This window comes from Citrobacter amalonaticus, assembly GCF_001559075.2.
In the GTDB taxonomy this organism is placed as follows: domain Bacteria; phylum Pseudomonadota; class Gammaproteobacteria; order Enterobacterales; family Enterobacteriaceae; genus Citrobacter_A; species Citrobacter_A amalonaticus_F.
The window spans coordinates 41,458-55,679 of sequence record NZ_CP014015.2; the positions used below are offsets into that span (position 1 = coordinate 41,458).

Sequence of the window (14,222 nt, forward strand, 5' to 3'; positions counted from 1 at the left end):
GTGATGAATACTTTTTCACTGCAAACCCGTTTGTACAGCGGTCCTGGAAGCCTGAAGGTGCTTGGCCGTTTTACGAACAAGCACATCTGGATAATCTGCGATGGTTTTCTCGCCCGTTCGCCGCTGATTGATACGCTGCGCGAGGCGATACCGGCAGATAACCGGATCAGCGTCTTCAGTGAGATCACCCCCGACCCAACTATCGGAACCGTCGTTCAGGGAATTGCGCAAATGCAGTCCCTGCGCCCCGACGTGGTGATTGGTTTCGGCGGCGGTTCCGCGCTGGATGCCGCGAAAGCCATTGTCTGGTTCAGTCGTCAATTTGATATTGATATTGAAACCTGCGTGGCGATCCCGACCACCAGCGGAACCGGATCGGAAGTGACCAGCGCCTGCGTGATAAGCGATCCAGAGAAAGGCATTAAATATCCGCTGTTCAACAACGCGCTCTACCCGGACATGGCGATCCTTGATCCGATGCTGGTCGTCAGCGTCCCCCCCGCCATTACCGCCAATACCGGAATGGATGTTCTGACGCACGCGCTGGAAGCCTATGTGTCCACGCGCGCCAGTGACTTTACCGACGCGCTCGCGGAAAAAGCCGCTCAGATCGTCTTTCAGTATCTGCCTGTCGCGGTCCGTAAAGGCGACTGCCTCGCTACGCGCGGCAAGATGCACAACGCCTCTACGCTGGCAGGAATGGCATTCAGCCAGGCTGGTCTGGGGCTGAACCACGCCATCGCCCACCAGTTAGGCGGCCAGTTCCATCTGCCACACGGTCTGGCGAATGCCCTGCTGCTGGCGTCGGTGATCCGCTTCAACGCGCACGATCCACGGGCGGCCAAACGTTACGCCCGGTTCGCTAAGACCTGTCATTTATGTGCTGACAGCGCCAATGAAACGGCGAGCGTGAACGCGCTGGTGCAGCATATCGAGCAACTGAAAAAAGCGTGTGCTATCCCAACCCTCGCCGTTGCGCTTAAAGAACAGAAACAGGACTGGTCAGTGCGCATTCCGGCAATGGTCCGGGCCGCGCTGGCGGACGTGACGCTGAAAACCAACCCCAGAGCGGCGGATGTCGGGGCCATTCAGGAACTGCTTGAGGAATTGTTATGAATACCGCCCTGAATGATGAACCTGGCGCACTGGATGCGCCGACTCTCGTTGAACGCGTTCGTGCGGCAGGCATTGTGGGGGCTGGCGGCGCTGGCTTTCCGACGTATGTCAAACTCCAGGCTCAGGTGGAAATTTTCCTCGTCAATGCCGCCGAATGCGAGCCGATGCTGAAAGTCGATCAACAACTCATGGCACAGCAGGCGGCACGCCTGGTTCGCGGCGTACAGTATGCCATGAAGGCCACCGGCGCCCGCGAAGGGATTATCGCGCTGAAAGAAAAGTACCAGCCGGCGATGGCTGCCCTGACGCCGCTTTTACCCCCGGCTATCAGACTGCACATTCTGCCCGACGTCTATCCGGCGGGCGATGAAGTGCTGACCATCTGGATGGCGACGGGTCGCCGCGTTCCCCCCGCTGCGCTGCCGGTCAGCGTGGGCGTGGTGGTCAACAACGTACAAACCGTACTGAATATCGCCCGGGCGGTTGAACAGCAATATCCCGTGACGCGCCGCACGCTCACTATCAACGGCGCCGTTGCGCGTCCGCAGACCGTGACCGTCCCCATCGGTATGTCCTTACGCGACGTGCTGGAGATGGCTGGCGGCGCGACCATCGACGATCCCGGCTTTATCAACGGCGGACCGATGATGGGAAGCCTGGTGACGTCGCTGGATGCGCCGGCCACAAAAACCACCGGCGGACTGCTGGTTTTGCCGAAAACACATCCGCTGATTCAGCGACGTATGCAGGATGAGCGCACTGTGCTGTCGGTAGCGAGAACGGTCTGCGAACAGTGTCGCCTGTGCACCGATCTCTGCCCGAGGCATCTCATCGGTCACGAACTCTCTCCGCATCTGCTGGTGCGCGCGGTCAATTTCCATCAGGCCGCCACGCCGCAGCTGCTGCTCAGCGCCCTCACCTGTTCTGAATGTAATGTCTGTGAAAGTGTGGCCTGCCCGGTAGGCATTTCGCCCATGCGGATTAACCGCATGCTGAAGCGCGAGCTACGCGCACAGAATCAGCGCTACGAGGGCCCGCTCAACCCGGCGGATGAGATGGCGAAATACCGTCTGGTGCCGGTAAAACGACTCATCGCCAAACTGGGGCTGACACCGTGGTATCGGGAAGCGCCGTTAGTCGACAGTGAGCCCGTTGTTGAAAGAACGACGCTGCTGCTGCGCCAGCACATCGGCGCCAGCGCGGTGCCCTGCGTTCAGAAAGGCGATCGCGTCGCGCGTGGTCAGTGCGTTGCTGAAATTCCGCAAGGTGCGCTCGGCGCGCCTGTTCACGCCAGTATTGACGGCATTGTCTGTGAGATAACAGATCAGGCCATCATCGTTGTAAGAGGTTAACCATGTCTCAGGCCATAGGTATTTTAGAACTCACCAGCATTGCCAAAGGGATGGAAGCAGGCGATGCGATGCTGAAAAGCGCCAATGTGGATCTGCTGGTCAGCAAAACTATTTGTCCGGGTAAATTTTTGCTCATGCTGGGCGGCGACGTCGGCGCAGTACAACAGGCGATCGAGACCGGAAATGCGCTTGCTGGCGAGATGCTGGTCGATAGTCTGGTATTGCCCAATATTCATGCCAGCGTGCTTCCCGCGATCAGCGGACTGAACAGCGTGGACAAACGTCAGGCGGTGGGGATTGTTGAAACCTGGAGCGTAGCAGCCTGTATCAGCGCGGCTGACCGGGCGGTAAAGGCGTCCAACGTTACGCTTGTGCGCGTTCATATGGCGTTCGGTATCGGAGGCAAATGCTACATGGTGGTCGCGGGTGATGTCTCCGACGTCAACAACGCGGTCGCGGTTGCCAGTGAGAGCGCGGGCGAAAAAGGCCTGCTGGTTTATCGTTCGGTGATCCCACGCCCGCACGAAGCGATGTGGCGTCAGATGGTGGAGGGATGATGGAAAGACAACCGACCACGGATCGCATGATCCAGGAGTACGTACCGGGCAAACAGGTCACGCTGGCGCATCTGATTGCGAACCCCGGCAAAGACCTGTTCAAGAAACTGGGATTACAGGACAGCGTCTCAGCGATTGGCATTCTCACCATCACGCCAAGTGAAGCGTCCATTATTGCCTGCGACATCGCGACGAAATCCGGTGCGGTCGAGATCGGCTTTCTTGACCGCTTCACCGGTGCGGTGGTGTTAACCGGCGACGTTTCGGCGGTGGAATACGCCCTGAAACAAGTCACGCGCACGCTCGGCGAAATGATGCGCTTTACAACCTGTTCCATCACGCGGACATAGCGTGATGCAGCGCATGATGTTAATTGGCCCCAGCCAATGCGGTAAGACCTCGCTGACGCAATGTCTGCGCGGCGAGGCTCTCGAGTATCAGAAAACGCAGGCGATTGTCTGGTCTGCCGAAACCATCGACACGCCCGGCGAATATCTGGAAAACCGCTGTCTTTACAGCGCACTGCTGGCGAGTGCCTGCGAGGCGGATGTCATTGCGCTCGTGCTCAATAGCGATGCGCAGTGGTCACCTTTCTCCCCCGGTTTTACCGCGCCAATGAACAGACCGGCATTCGGCGTTGTGACCAAATCAGATTTAGCGGACCCGCAGAAAATTGCGCAGGTTGCTGGTTGGCTGGAACAAGCTGGCGCACAACGTGTGTTCGTGACCAGCGCCGTCAACCATTCCGGACTCGATGAACTGTTTGCCTTTCTGAACCAAAAGGAATCTTCATGTCTCACAAAATAATGGCGATCAACGCGGGCAGCTCGTCCCTTAAATTTCAGTTACTGGACATGCCGCAGGGTGATTTGCTGTGTCAGGGGCTGATTGAACGTATCGGCCTGCCGGATGCCCGGATCACCCTGAAAGCGCAGGATCAAAAATGGCAGCAGACCACGCCGGTTGCCGACCATCGCGAGGCGGTGACCTTACTTCTCGAAATGCTGATTAGCCACGGCATTATCACCAGCCTGCAGGACATCGAGGGAGTCGGCCATCGTGTGGCGCATGGCGGGGAATCATTTAAAGATTCTGCACGCGTGACCGATGAATCACTGGCGGAAATTGAACGCCTTGCCGAACTGGCGCCCTTGCACAACCCGGTTAACTTGCTCGGCATCAACGTGTTTCGCCAGTTGCTGCCCGACGTGCCTTCGGTTGCCGTGTTTGATACCGCGTTTCATCAAACGCTGGAAGAGCCAGCCTATATTTATCCGCTTCCGTGGCGGTATTACGCTGAGTTTGGTATCCGTCGCTACGGTTTTCACGGGACCAGCCATAAGTACGTCAGCGCGACGCTCGCCGAAAAACTTGGCGTCCCGCTCAGCGCGCTGCGCGTCGTGTGTTGTCATCTGGGCAATGGCAGTAGTATTTGCGCGATTAAAGGCGGCAAGTCGGTGAATACATCAATGGGCTTCACCCCGCAGTCTGGCGTGATGATGGGTACCCGCAGCGGGGATATCGACCCGTCCATCTTGCCATGGGTTGCGCAGCGTGAAGGCAAGACCCCACAGCAGCTCAACCACCTGTTGAACAATGAATCCGGTCTGCTTGGCGTTTCAGGCGTCTCGCATGATTATCGTGACGTTGAGCAGGCTGCTGACGGCGGAAATCCCCGCGCAGTGCTCGCCCTGTCACTGTTTGCGGAGCGTATTCGCGCCACGATTGGCAGCTATGTCATGCAGATGGGGGGCCTGGATGCACTGGTGTTTACCGGAGGTATCGGGGAAAACTCAGCGCGCGCCAGAACGGCAATCTGCCAGAATCTGCACTTCCTGGGTCTGATCGTAGACGAAGAGAAGAATCAGCGGAATGCGACCTTTATTCAGGCGGAAAACGCCATTGTCAAAGTGGCGGTCATCAACACCAACGAGGAGCTGATGATAGCCCAGGACGTGATGCGGATTGCTCTCGCAGAATCAGAAAGTTTCGCCGTGTCGGCCTGAGTTCGCGCCGCGCAAATTGCGGCAAATCATGGTAATAGCGCAATCACCATGACACTATGCGCCGAGGATTGCAGAGCAGAAAGGTGATAACGTGGCTGTTGCGCAGTGCCCCGCGTCGTGCGGCGAACTTATTCAGGGCTGGATTATGGGCAGCGAGAAACTGGTCTCCTGCCCGGTTGACTGGTACAGCACCGTCGAGGTCAGCACCGGCTCCCCTCTGGCGGATGAGCGCCCTCTTTCACGGGCGATGGTCAACCGACTTCTTGAACACTGGGACTACCCTGCGCACCTGAGTCAGGATATCCGTGTTTCGATCCATTCAACCATCCCGATTGCCAAAGGCATGGCCAGCAGTACGGCGGATATCGCCGCAACCGCCGTCGCCACCGCGCAACATCTCGGTCATCAACTGGATGAGTCCACCCTCGCGCAACTTTGCGTCTCGCTGGAACCGACTGACAGCACCGTTTTTCAGCAACTGACGCTGTTTGACCACAACGACGCATCGACGCAAATCCCCTGCGATGCACAACCGGCGCTGGATCTCCTCGTGCTGGAGAGTCCGCAAACTTTACGTACTGCAGATTATCACCGCATTCCGCGGCAGGCTGGTTTACATGCTGGCGCACCGGCGCTGAAGCGGGCATGGGAAAAAGTGCAGGAAGCCTGTGCGGAGCAGAATCCTTATCGCATGGGAGAAGCGGCGACGCTGAGCGCCATCGCCAGCCAGATGCTGTTGCCAAAACCGGATTTCGATGCGCTATTGTCGCTGGTTGAAGAGTGTGATTTATACGGCGTGAACGTGGCGCACAGCGGCAGCGTCGTCGGACTGATGCTCGACAGGCAGCGACACGATGTTGATTACGTTAAGTGGTTACTGGCAAGGAACAGACTGACCGAACACTGGCCGGAACAGCATTTATTGCGGATGGTCAGCGGTGGCGTGAAACGACAGTGAGGATCGCCTGACGGATCCTCACTGCTGGCAAAACGTTACTCCGCTTTCGCGTCGCCGTTTTTCATTTCGCCCATCGCTTTCAGCTTTTTGGAGATGTCGCGACGTTCTTTGGAGATTTCAGCATTTTTGATGATGTAGTCATCAACGCGATCTTCATAGTCGCTTTTCATGCTGGCGATGATGCCCTGAATAGCTTCAACACTCATCCCCGGCTTGATGTAATCGCTCAGGTTGTCCAGCAGCAGAACACGTTTCTGGTTGTCACGGATCTTTTTCTCAACGTCCTGGATTTCACGCTGCAGTTTGTTTTTACGACGGAACAGACGGACAAATTCCAGCACGTCCTGGAAAGATGGCTTGGTAGTTTCCATTTTTACACCCCTGATAATGTGAGAGTCGGATTCGTTTAAACGATAGGGCTAACATTACGTTTCGCAGCCACAAATGACAATGGCTTCATTCTGGTTTCCATCATACCCTTATTCCTTGCTGAATCGAAGCAGCCGCGGCACCATTCCCCTTACCTGCTTTTTATTTGCGCAGTGCGCGGCAGATAAGATGCGACAGCAGCTCCAGTTGACGGGCGGTTTCCAGGCTTAGCCAGACATAGCCATGAATCGGCGTTTCGGCCACATTTTGTTCATCATGCTGACGGATCAGCGTACGCAATTCGTTGACGGTCTCGTTCAGTTTTTCGCTGTTGGCGAGAATCGGCTGCGGATTACCTTCAAACAAGGCATGGGCAATCGTCAACAGCGCCTGCTGGGTCATTTGCTGCGTTTCGCGCAGCGTATGGGCATTGAGCATGACGAAATGGCTTTCACGGGTCGCCCACAGGGCATTGATCTGCAATTCGAGCATGCAGACCAGATTACGGTTGACGGTCTGAATGGCTTCAAAAATAGATTTCTGGATGCGCGTCTCTTTGCTCGCTGGCGTAATAAGTCCGCGCATTTTTACCACGTCACTCAGTAGCTGTTGCAGATGCTTGTCCAGACGGGGACGTTCTAACAGATTGGGCGACAGCGCGGCCTGATACACCCGATTATAGGCCGTCACGCAGTGCGCCAGTTGAATACGCCAGTGAATGAAGGCGCGCTGCGGCCAGATCCCGGTGAACAGCATGGCGAGGAGCGCCCCCAGAATGACATCACCGCCGCGCCAGAGCGCGGTCTCCATATCGCCAGCGGGCGCACCCACGACGACAGCGAGCGTGATGCCAATTAAGAGCGCCTGATATGGTTTTTTCCCTAACGCGAGCCATCCGCACAGGAACATGGCCGCCGCACACCAGAGCAGCATCAGTGGCAATGAGAACAGTTCAAGACGCAGCGCCACCAGCCCCAGCACCGAACCGAGGATCGTACCGCCAATCCGCTCCCAGGCACGGGGAACCACGTTTCCCCAGAACGAGATCGGCCCCATGATCACCACCAGCGTAATCAAGGGCCATGTGCCTTCCGGAATGTTAAACAAACGAACAAGCAAAAAGGTCAGGATGAAGGCCAGCGCGATGCGAATACCATGCACAATGCGGTAATGGCGATACAGGCGGATTTCAAATGGACTCAATGACTTGTCGGCACGCACTCATGCACTCCGTCAGGCAAGAATAAAAAACAGATTGTACCTGTTTTTACGCGCAGAAGATCACCGCGGCGGACAGGACATCTCGCTAAGCGTAGTCGCTCAGCGCCGGTCCGCCTGGTTTTAGGCTTACTTCGTGACAGGTTGCACCGCGATATACATCTCGATATCCCAGTAACCGTCTTCGCAACCGTTATTCAGATAGACTTCAAAGCAGGGTTTACACGCCATTTCATACGCCTTGTCCTGCATCAGACTATTGAAGAACTGATACCACGGCGTCGCAAAATCGTTATTGTCGACACGCGCAACCGCCGTCGCATATTGACCACCTTCGATTTCGCTGAGCGTTACGCCCTCGCTGTTTTCCGGTATGACAAAATCAGCGGGCACGGAAACGACCGTACTACAGCGCAGTTTTTCGGCGGGTACTTCATCCGGATTGTCGAAATAAACGGCGATCCACTCCTGCGCCACAACCTGCTTGCCATCCACCCACATCATCAACTGGTCAAAGCCTTGTTTCACCGTTTGCTCCCACGGTCCCACCAGGTGGAAACCTGCAACGGTGCGCTTATCAGCGTTTCTGATCTCGTAGTTCATGTTGCCTCCATCGTTACACTGTATTTATATACAGCATAACGAAGACTAAACCGCCGTCACAAGCACTTTGTGGTTATTATGTGAGCGTAGCCGAACTCCTGCCAGTCTCTGTCAGTACGATTCAGACTTTGTGATGGAAATAATCGCTCAGACGGGAGAAGACGCCCCCCTTACCGACGGCTTCCAGCGTGACCAGAGGCCAGTGGGCGACCAGTTTGTCGCGGTCGTAGAGTTCAATTTCCCCGACCCGTTGATGTGCGGCAAGCGGTGCTTCCAGTTCCTTCTTATCCAGGATGTATTTCGCTTTGATGTTCGGGATTTCCGCCTTCGGCAGCGCCATCCAGAAATCGTGTTCGGTGCCTAGCGCGATATTCTCTTTATCGCCGTACCAGATGCGCTCCGTTCCGACCTGCTTACCGCTGCGCAGGATCTGCACCGTGTCGAAATGTTGTTGTCCCCAGAGCAGTAGTTTACGTGCCTGCTCCTCACGCCCTTTTGGGCTATTTGCCCCCATCACCACGGCGATCAGTCGGCGCTGACCGTCCACCGCAGAAGCAATCAGGTTGAAGCCAGCCCCCGAGGTGTGTCCGGTTTTCAGGCCATCCACGTTCATGGTTTTATCCCACAGCAGCCCGTTACGGTTCTGTTGAGTAATGCCGTTCCAGGTGAGGCTTTTCTCACTGTACATATGATAGAACTCAGGCTCACCATGAATGATTGCCCGGGACAACACCGCCAGATCGTAAGCTGAACTGTGCTGACCTGGGGCATCCAGTCCGTGAACCGTCTCGAAATGGGTATCCCGCAAATTGAGCTTCTTGACGTAATTATTCATCATCGCGACAAACTGCGGCTGTCCTCCGGCGATATAGTCAGCCAGCGCCACGCAGGCGTCGTTACCGGAATCAACAATCAGCCCACGGCTTAAATCGTGCACGGATACCCGGTCACCTTCTTTGAGGAACATCAGCGAGGAGCCGACGAAGACCGGATTGTCCTTCGCCCACGCGTCGCGTCCCACCGTGACGATGTCGTCCGGCGTAATACGCTGACTGTCAATGGCGCGGTCAACCACGTAACCGGTCATCAGCTTGGTCAGACTGGCAGGATTGCGCTGTTGATGCTCATTACCCGCAGTGAGAATTTGCCCCGTGGTGTAATCCATAAGCACCCATGAACCGGCTTCAATGCCCGGAGGCGGTGGCGCAAAGTCAGCCGTACCGGCAGCAAGTGCAGAAGAGAGATGCATCGCGAGTAAAGAAGCGGTAATAAACAGACGGGGTTTCAACAGCATGTCCTCAGACGTTCGAAAAGAGCCGTCCTTTTTACGGAAATTTGGCAAAACAAACAGGGATTAATTGCAAGGAAATGTGACTTATGGCATGGATTTCTCTCTTTAGAAGATCAGCGCGCGTTCCTGATGGCGAGTTTCTTTAGTCCTTCGCGGCGAGTCAGGCTGATTACCGCGCCGAACTTTGGTACTCTGTGCAGTCCAGGCAGCGCGCAACCAGAAGTCACGGAACCCACTTATTTATGAATGACGGCAAGCAACAACCCACCTTTCTCTTCCACGATTACGAAACCTTTGGCATTCATCCGGCGCTCGACAGGCCTGCGCAATTTGCCGCGCTGCGTACCGATAGCGAATTCAACGTCATCGGTGAGCCTGAGGTTTTTTACTGCAAACCAGCGGATGACTATTTGCCCCAGCCGGGCGCCGTGATGGTCACCGGGATCACCCCTCAGGAAGCGCGAGAAAAAGGGGATAATGAGGCTGCGTTTGCCGCGCGGATCCACGCACTGTTTACGGTGCCGAAAACCTGCATCATTGGCTATAACAACGTGCGCTTCGACGACGAGGTCACGCGCAACGTGCTTTACCGCAACTTCTACGATCCTTACGCCTGGAGCTGGCAGCATGATAATTCGCGCTGGGATCTGCTGGACGTGATGCGCGCTTGCTACGCCCTGCGCCCGGAAGGCATCAACTGGCCGGAAAATGACGATGGCCTCCCCAGTTTTCGCCTGGAGCATCTGACGAAAGCGAACGGCATCGAGCACAGCAACGCACACGATGCGATGGCGGATGTCTATGCCACCATTGCGATGGCGCAACTGGTGAAGTCACGTCAGCCGCGTCTGTTTGAGTATCTCTACACGCACCGTAACAAACACAAGCTGGCCGCGCTGATTGACGTGCCGCAAATGAAACCGCTGGTACATGTTTCCGGCATGTTTGGCGCATGGCGCGGCAACACCAGTTGGGTTGCGCCGTTGGCCTGGCATCCGGATAACCGTAATGCCGTGATTATGGTCGATCTGGCCGGTGATATTTCGCCGTTGCTGGAACTGGACAGCGATACCCTGCGCGAACGTCTGTACACCGCCAAAGCCGATCTGGGCGATAACGCCGCCGTGCCGCTGAAGCTGGTGCACATCAACAAATGCCCGGTGCTGGCACAAGCGAACACGCTGCGCCCGGAAGATGCCGACCGTCTGGGGATTAATCGCCAGCATTGTCTCGATAATCTGAAAGTCCTGCGTGAACATCCGCAGGTGCGTGACAAAGTGGTCACCATCTTTGCGGAAGCGGAACCGTTCACGCCGTCCGACAACGTTGATGCCCAGCTTTATAATGGTTTCTTCAGCGATGCTGACCGGGCGGCAATGAAGATTGTGCTGGAAACCGATCCACAGAACCTGCCGGCGCTGGATATCACCTTTGTCGATCCGCGGATTGAGAAACTGCTGTTCAACTATCGGGCGCGTAATTTCCCCGGCACGCTGGATGAAGCGGAGCAACAGCGCTGGCTGGAGCATCGTCGCCAGGTCTTTACCCCGGAATATTTGCAGCGCTACGCCGACGAGTTGCAGATGTTGTATCAGGAATATGCAGATGATAAAGAGAAGCAGGTACTGCTGAAGGCACTGTGGCAGTACGCTGAAGAGATCGTCTGAAATTCGCCCTCCGCGCCAAGGCGGAGGGCCTGTTATCACGCTTTCTGGACGGTGATGCTCCAGGCGGCATCGCCAACCTGCTGATAGTCCGTAATCGCATGCCCTTCTTCAGCCGCCCACTGTGGGATCGCTTCGGTCGCCTGGGTGCAATCAAACTCAATCACCAGCTCGTCACCGCTCGCCATTTCAGCCAGCGCGGCTTTTGCTTCAATCAGTGGGAACGGGCAAACCTGCGTGACCACGTCCAGTTTTTTAATCGCCATCATTAATCCTTACGCTTAATTTGCCGCAGCGGTTGCCAGACGGGCTTTACGCTGCGGTCGAACAAACACAATCCACGACGCGGTCCAGACGCCAAGGATCATAAATACCAGGCCAATCCAGCCCTGCCAGGTCATCATCGCCGTCATCACCAGACCGTTACCGATAGAGCAGCCGCCGGCAATACTGGCGCCAAATCCCATCAGGATCCCGCCGAAGCCGCTGCGTAGCGTGGTTGCCGCATCGGCAGCCCGTACGCGGAATTCACGACTGGCTTTCGCCGCGATGAACGAACCGAGGAAAATCCCCAGCACCAGGAAAACGCCCCAGTTGAGGAACTTGCTGTCTCCCGCCACCAGGAACTGCAAAATGTTAGCCGTCGGCGAGGTGATCCCGAGCCCAAACATACGCCCGGTGGCTTCGCTCAGCGGCCAGGCCAGCAGCGCGATAAGACCAATCAGCACCGCCGTCACAAACGGGTGCCAGCGTTTTTCAAACAGAATATGCGCCAGCCCGGTACGACGCGGCGGCAAAGAGGCGACTTTCAGCTTTGGCTTTTTCAGTTCTTTACTGACTACCCAGAGCGTCACTACCAGCAGAACGGCAATCAGCGGCCAGACGGAGAGGTTCAGCGTGTCAGCCATGGAGTTGTGCTCCGTGCTGTACGTTTTTAGCGTCTGATTTAAACCGCTGGCATGAGGCGAACGCATCACCGCGCTCATCACCATGTAGGTCGCCAGCGCAATCCAACTGCCGATCAGCCCCTCACCCGCACGATACCAGGTTCCGGTAGCACATCCGCCCGCATAGACAATCCCAATCCCGAAAATATAACCGCCGACAACGGTACCGAGCCACGGGAACGCGCCCGCATCGAAGCGAATCACCCCCGCCTGAATCAGCGCAAAAGCACCGACGCTCTGCACGGAAATCGCAATCAGCAGCGCATAAAACATGCGGTTGTTTTTGGCGATATACATATCGCGAAAACCGCCGGTCAGGCAGAATCGTCCACGCTGCATCACAAAGCCCAGCAGCGCGCCGCAGATAACCCCGCTTAAAATCATTGAAAACATAAATTCGTTAGCCTGAAGAATATCAATCAGGAAATTATTCCTGAGCATGCGGCTGGGAACCAATAACCAAATTCTCTAATTTAGAACGAATGGTTATGAATAATGACTGGAAATAAACCAGTGACATAAAAAAAGCCGGAGTGGTTAACTCCGGCTTCCTGCCCGGCGGCGCTTCGCTTACCGGGTCTACAAACCTTATGAATTACTGTGCGATATCTTCGTACTGCGGAACCGGGTTGCGGAAGCTTTTGGTCACGCAGGCCAGATACACCAGACCGATACCGGCCCAGATCAGACCCAGAACCATAGAGCTCTCTTCCAGGTTGATCCACAGCGCGCCAACAGTCAGCGCGCCACATACTGGCAGCACCAGATAGTTGAAGTGGTCTTTCAGCGTCTTGTTGCGTTTTTCACGGATCCAGAACTGTGAAATGACAGACAGGTTCACGAAGGTAAACGCCACCAGCGCACCGAAGTTAATCAGCGCCGTCGCCGTCACCAGGTCAAATTTAATCGCCATCAGCGCAATTGCCCCCACCAGCAGCACGTTCCATGCCGGGGTACGCCACTTCGGATGAATGTAACCAAAGAAGCGCGTCGGGAATACGCCGTCACGGCCCATTACGTACATCAGACGAGAGACGCCTGCGTGTGCCGCCATACCGGACGCCAGAACGGTCACGCTGGAGAAAATCAGCACGCCCCACTGGAAGGTTTTACCTGCCACGTACAGCATGATTTCAGGCTGAGACGCATCCGGATCCTTAAAGCGAGAGATATCCGGGAAGTACAGTTGCAGGAAGTAAGAGGCGCCGATGAATACCAGGCCGCCAATCAGCGCCGTCAGGAAGATAGCCTTCGGGATCACGCGCTCTGCATCTTTGGTCTCTTCAGACAGCGAAGAGATACCGTCAAAGCCCAGGAACGAGAAGCACAGAATCGTTGCTCCGGTAATCATTGGCACGACGTGCGCGCCTTCCGACCAGAACGGACGCGTGCTGGTCAGCGTACCGGCGCCCTCACCGTTCGACACGCCGTAGATGATCAGACCCACAATCACCGCCACAATGCCCATCTGCAGGATCACAATCAGGGTATTGAAGTTTGCCACGGTCTTGATGCTGCGCAGGTTGGAGATGGTCATAAAGGCCACCAGCGCGACAACAAAGATCCACGACGGTACGGACGGCACCAGCGCTTCAAAGTAAATTTTTGCCAGCAGGATGTTGATCATCGGCATGAACAGGTAGTCCAGCAGGGATGACCAACCCACCATAAAGCCAACGGTCGGGCTGATGGATTTCTGGGCATAGGTATACGCCGAGCCAGCAGACGGGAAACGGCGAACCAGTTTACCGTAGCTCAACGCAGTAAAGAGAATAGCGATCAGCGCAAAGGCATACGCCGTTGCAACGTGACCGTCAGTGAGGCCTGAAACGATACCAAACGTATCGAACAGCGTCATCGGCTGCATATAGGCAAGACCCATCATGACAACCGGAATCAACGTAAGCGTTTTACGTAATTCCACGCGAGAGGTTTTTGGAGTAGCGTTATGCGACATGGTCATTCCCCTTTACGGCGAATGCCGTCGCGTAAGCAAAAAATTGCCCCATTTTCTGGATTCCTCAGCGACAACAACTGTCGGTTTTTAGTAAATATCTATCCGGTACGAAGCCCGGCCTCTTTGTATGAATGATTGGTTTGATGCAAAAAAATAACCGACGCGTATGAAAACGTCGGTTAAT

General features: G+C 55.8%; 16 protein-coding genes. 8 read left to right on the forward strand and 8 right to left on the reverse strand.

Annotation, left to right across the window (positions count from 1 at the left end):
- Positions 1 to 3 precede the first annotated feature (3 nt).
- From AL479_RS00245 to AL479_RS00275, 7 genes are all read left to right on the forward strand, one after another.
- Positions 4 to 1,116 carry a 1-propanol dehydrogenase PduQ gene (locus AL479_RS00245; protein ID WP_105291708.1) on the forward strand — a complete coding sequence of 371 codons (1,113 nt, stop codon included), beginning with the start codon at positions 4 to 6 and terminating at the stop codon, positions 1,114 to 1,116.
- Positions 1,113 to 2,468 carry a 4Fe-4S dicluster domain-containing protein gene (locus tag AL479_RS00250; protein ID WP_061074611.1) on the forward strand — a complete coding sequence of 452 codons (1,356 nt, stop codon included), beginning with the start codon at positions 1,113 to 1,115 and terminating at the stop codon, positions 2,466 to 2,468. The genes AL479_RS00245 and AL479_RS00250 overlap by 4 nt, the downstream gene beginning before the upstream one ends.
- A gap of 2 nt (positions 2,469 to 2,470) precedes the next feature.
- Positions 2,471 to 3,025 (forward strand): propanediol utilization microcompartment protein PduT, encoded by a 555-nt coding sequence (gene pduT / locus AL479_RS00255; protein WP_043000226.1) that lies wholly within the window; start codon positions 2,471 to 2,473, stop codon positions 3,023 to 3,025.
- The gene (gene pduU, locus AL479_RS00260) at positions 3,025 to 3,375 is read left to right on the forward strand and encodes a propanediol utilization microcompartment protein PduU (RefSeq protein WP_042318179.1); all 351 of its coding nucleotides are present in this window, start codon (positions 3,025 to 3,027) and stop codon (positions 3,373 to 3,375) included. The genes pduT and pduU overlap by 1 nt, the downstream gene beginning before the upstream one ends.
- 4 nt (positions 3,376 to 3,379) lie before the next feature.
- Entirely contained in the window at positions 3,380 to 3,832 is a 453-nt protein-coding gene (gene pduV / locus AL479_RS00265; RefSeq protein WP_061074612.1) for a EutP/PduV family microcompartment system protein, read from the forward strand.
- Positions 3,817 to 5,031 (forward strand): acetate/propionate family kinase, encoded by a 1,215-nt coding sequence (locus tag AL479_RS00270; RefSeq protein ID WP_061074613.1) that lies wholly within the window; start codon positions 3,817 to 3,819, stop codon positions 5,029 to 5,031. Before pduV ends, AL479_RS00270 begins: the two co-directional genes overlap by 16 nt.
- Positions 5,032 to 5,122: 91 nt before the next feature.
- Positions 5,123 to 5,989, forward strand: a complete 867-nt coding sequence (locus tag AL479_RS00275) for an L-threonine kinase (protein ID WP_061074614.1) — start codon at positions 5,123 to 5,125, stop codon at positions 5,987 to 5,989.
- 35 nt (positions 5,990 to 6,024) lie between these two features.
- On the opposite strand, the gene AL479_RS00280 is transcribed toward AL479_RS00275, so the two are convergent.
- The 4 genes from AL479_RS00280 to dacD form a co-directional block, all read right to left on the reverse strand.
- Positions 6,025 to 6,360: a DUF496 family protein gene (locus tag AL479_RS00280; RefSeq protein ID WP_042318175.1), complete on the reverse strand. Its 336-nt coding sequence runs from the start codon at positions 6,358 to 6,360 to the stop codon at positions 6,025 to 6,027.
- 160 nt (positions 6,361 to 6,520) lie between these two features.
- Positions 6,521 to 7,579 (reverse strand): FUSC family protein, encoded by a 1,059-nt coding sequence (locus tag AL479_RS00285; RefSeq protein WP_061074615.1) that lies wholly within the window; start codon positions 7,577 to 7,579, stop codon positions 6,521 to 6,523.
- 126 nt (positions 7,580 to 7,705) lie between these two features.
- On the reverse strand, positions 7,706 to 8,179 hold the full coding sequence (sbmC, locus tag AL479_RS00290; RefSeq protein ID WP_061074616.1) for a DNA gyrase inhibitor SbmC: 474 nt from the start codon (positions 8,177 to 8,179) through the stop codon (positions 7,706 to 7,708).
- 121 nt (positions 8,180 to 8,300) lie between these two features.
- Positions 8,301 to 9,473: a serine-type D-Ala-D-Ala carboxypeptidase DacD gene (dacD, locus tag AL479_RS00295; protein ID WP_081093623.1), complete on the reverse strand. Its 1,173-nt coding sequence runs from the start codon at positions 9,471 to 9,473 to the stop codon at positions 8,301 to 8,303.
- Between the two features lie 239 nt (positions 9,474 to 9,712).
- Here dacD and sbcB point away from each other — a divergent pair, with 239 nt between their 5' ends.
- Complete coding sequence (sbcB, locus tag AL479_RS00300) at positions 9,713 to 11,137, forward strand: exodeoxyribonuclease I (protein WP_061074617.1); 1,425 nt, start codon at positions 9,713 to 9,715, stop codon at positions 11,135 to 11,137.
- 35 nt (positions 11,138 to 11,172) lie between these two features.
- Here the strand turns inward: sbcB and tsuB are convergent, their stop codons facing one another.
- The 4 genes from tsuB to yoeI all read right to left on the reverse strand — a co-directional run bounded on the left by tsuB (position 11,173) and on the right by yoeI (position 14,090).
- Positions 11,173 to 11,400 carry a thiosulfate utilization sulfurtransferase TsuB/YeeD gene (gene tsuB / locus AL479_RS00305; protein ID WP_000985275.1) on the reverse strand — a complete coding sequence of 76 codons (228 nt, stop codon included), beginning with the start codon at positions 11,398 to 11,400 and terminating at the stop codon, positions 11,173 to 11,175.
- A gap of 15 nt (positions 11,401 to 11,415) precedes the next feature.
- Positions 11,416 to 12,474 carry a thiosulfate utilization transporter TsuA/YeeE gene (gene tsuA / locus AL479_RS00310; protein ID WP_061077900.1) on the reverse strand — a complete coding sequence of 353 codons (1,059 nt, stop codon included), beginning with the start codon at positions 12,472 to 12,474 and terminating at the stop codon, positions 11,416 to 11,418.
- Positions 12,475 to 12,676: 202 nt separating this feature from the next.
- Positions 12,677 to 14,038, reverse strand: coding sequence for an APC family permease (locus AL479_RS00315; protein ID WP_042318166.1), 1,362 nt, complete (start codon positions 14,036 to 14,038; stop codon positions 12,677 to 12,679).
- Positions 14,028 to 14,090 carry a membrane protein YoeI gene (gene yoeI, locus AL479_RS00320; RefSeq protein WP_099433339.1) on the reverse strand — a complete coding sequence of 21 codons (63 nt, stop codon included), beginning with the start codon at positions 14,088 to 14,090 and terminating at the stop codon, positions 14,028 to 14,030. Before yoeI ends, AL479_RS00315 begins: the two co-directional genes overlap by 11 nt.
- Between the last annotated feature and the right edge of the window lie 132 nt (positions 14,091 to 14,222).

Excerpts from the sequence above, each read along its gene's own strand:
- AL479_RS00250 (WP_061074611.1), top strand. The coding sequence starts at position 1,113 with ATGAATACCGCCCTGAATGATGAACCTGGCGCACTGGATGCGCCGACT.
- sbcB (WP_061074617.1), top strand. The coding sequence starts at position 9,713 with ATGAATGACGGCAAGCAACAACCCACCTTTCTCTTCCACGATTACGAA.
- AL479_RS00270 (WP_061074613.1), top strand. The coding sequence starts at position 3,817 with ATGTCTCACAAAATAATGGCGATCAACGCGGGCAGCTCGTCCCTTAAA.
- tsuA (WP_061077900.1), bottom strand. The coding sequence starts at position 12,474 with ATGTTTTCAATGATTTTAAGCGGGGTTATCTGCGGCGCGCTGCTGGGC.
- pduU (WP_042318179.1), top strand. The coding sequence starts at position 3,025 with ATGGAAAGACAACCGACCACGGATCGCATGATCCAGGAGTACGTACCG.
- AL479_RS00280 (WP_042318175.1), bottom strand. The coding sequence starts at position 6,360 with ATGGAAACTACCAAGCCATCTTTCCAGGACGTGCTGGAATTTGTCCGT.
- sbmC (WP_061074616.1), bottom strand. The coding sequence starts at position 8,179 with ATGAACTACGAGATCAGAAACGCTGATAAGCGCACCGTTGCAGGTTTC.
- pduV (WP_061074612.1), top strand. The coding sequence starts at position 3,380 with ATGCAGCGCATGATGTTAATTGGCCCCAGCCAATGCGGTAAGACCTCG.
- AL479_RS00245 (WP_105291708.1), top strand. The coding sequence starts at position 4 with ATGAATACTTTTTCACTGCAAACCCGTTTGTACAGCGGTCCTGGAAGC.
- tsuB (WP_000985275.1), bottom strand. The coding sequence starts at position 11,400 with ATGGCGATTAAAAAACTGGACGTGGTCACGCAGGTTTGCCCGTTCCCA.
- pduT (WP_043000226.1), top strand. The coding sequence starts at position 2,471 with ATGTCTCAGGCCATAGGTATTTTAGAACTCACCAGCATTGCCAAAGGG.
- AL479_RS00315 (WP_042318166.1), bottom strand. The coding sequence starts at position 14,038 with ATGTCGCATAACGCTACTCCAAAAACCTCTCGCGTGGAATTACGTAAA.
- dacD (WP_081093623.1), bottom strand. The coding sequence starts at position 9,473 with ATGCTGTTGAAACCCCGTCTGTTTATTACCGCTTCTTTACTCGCGATG.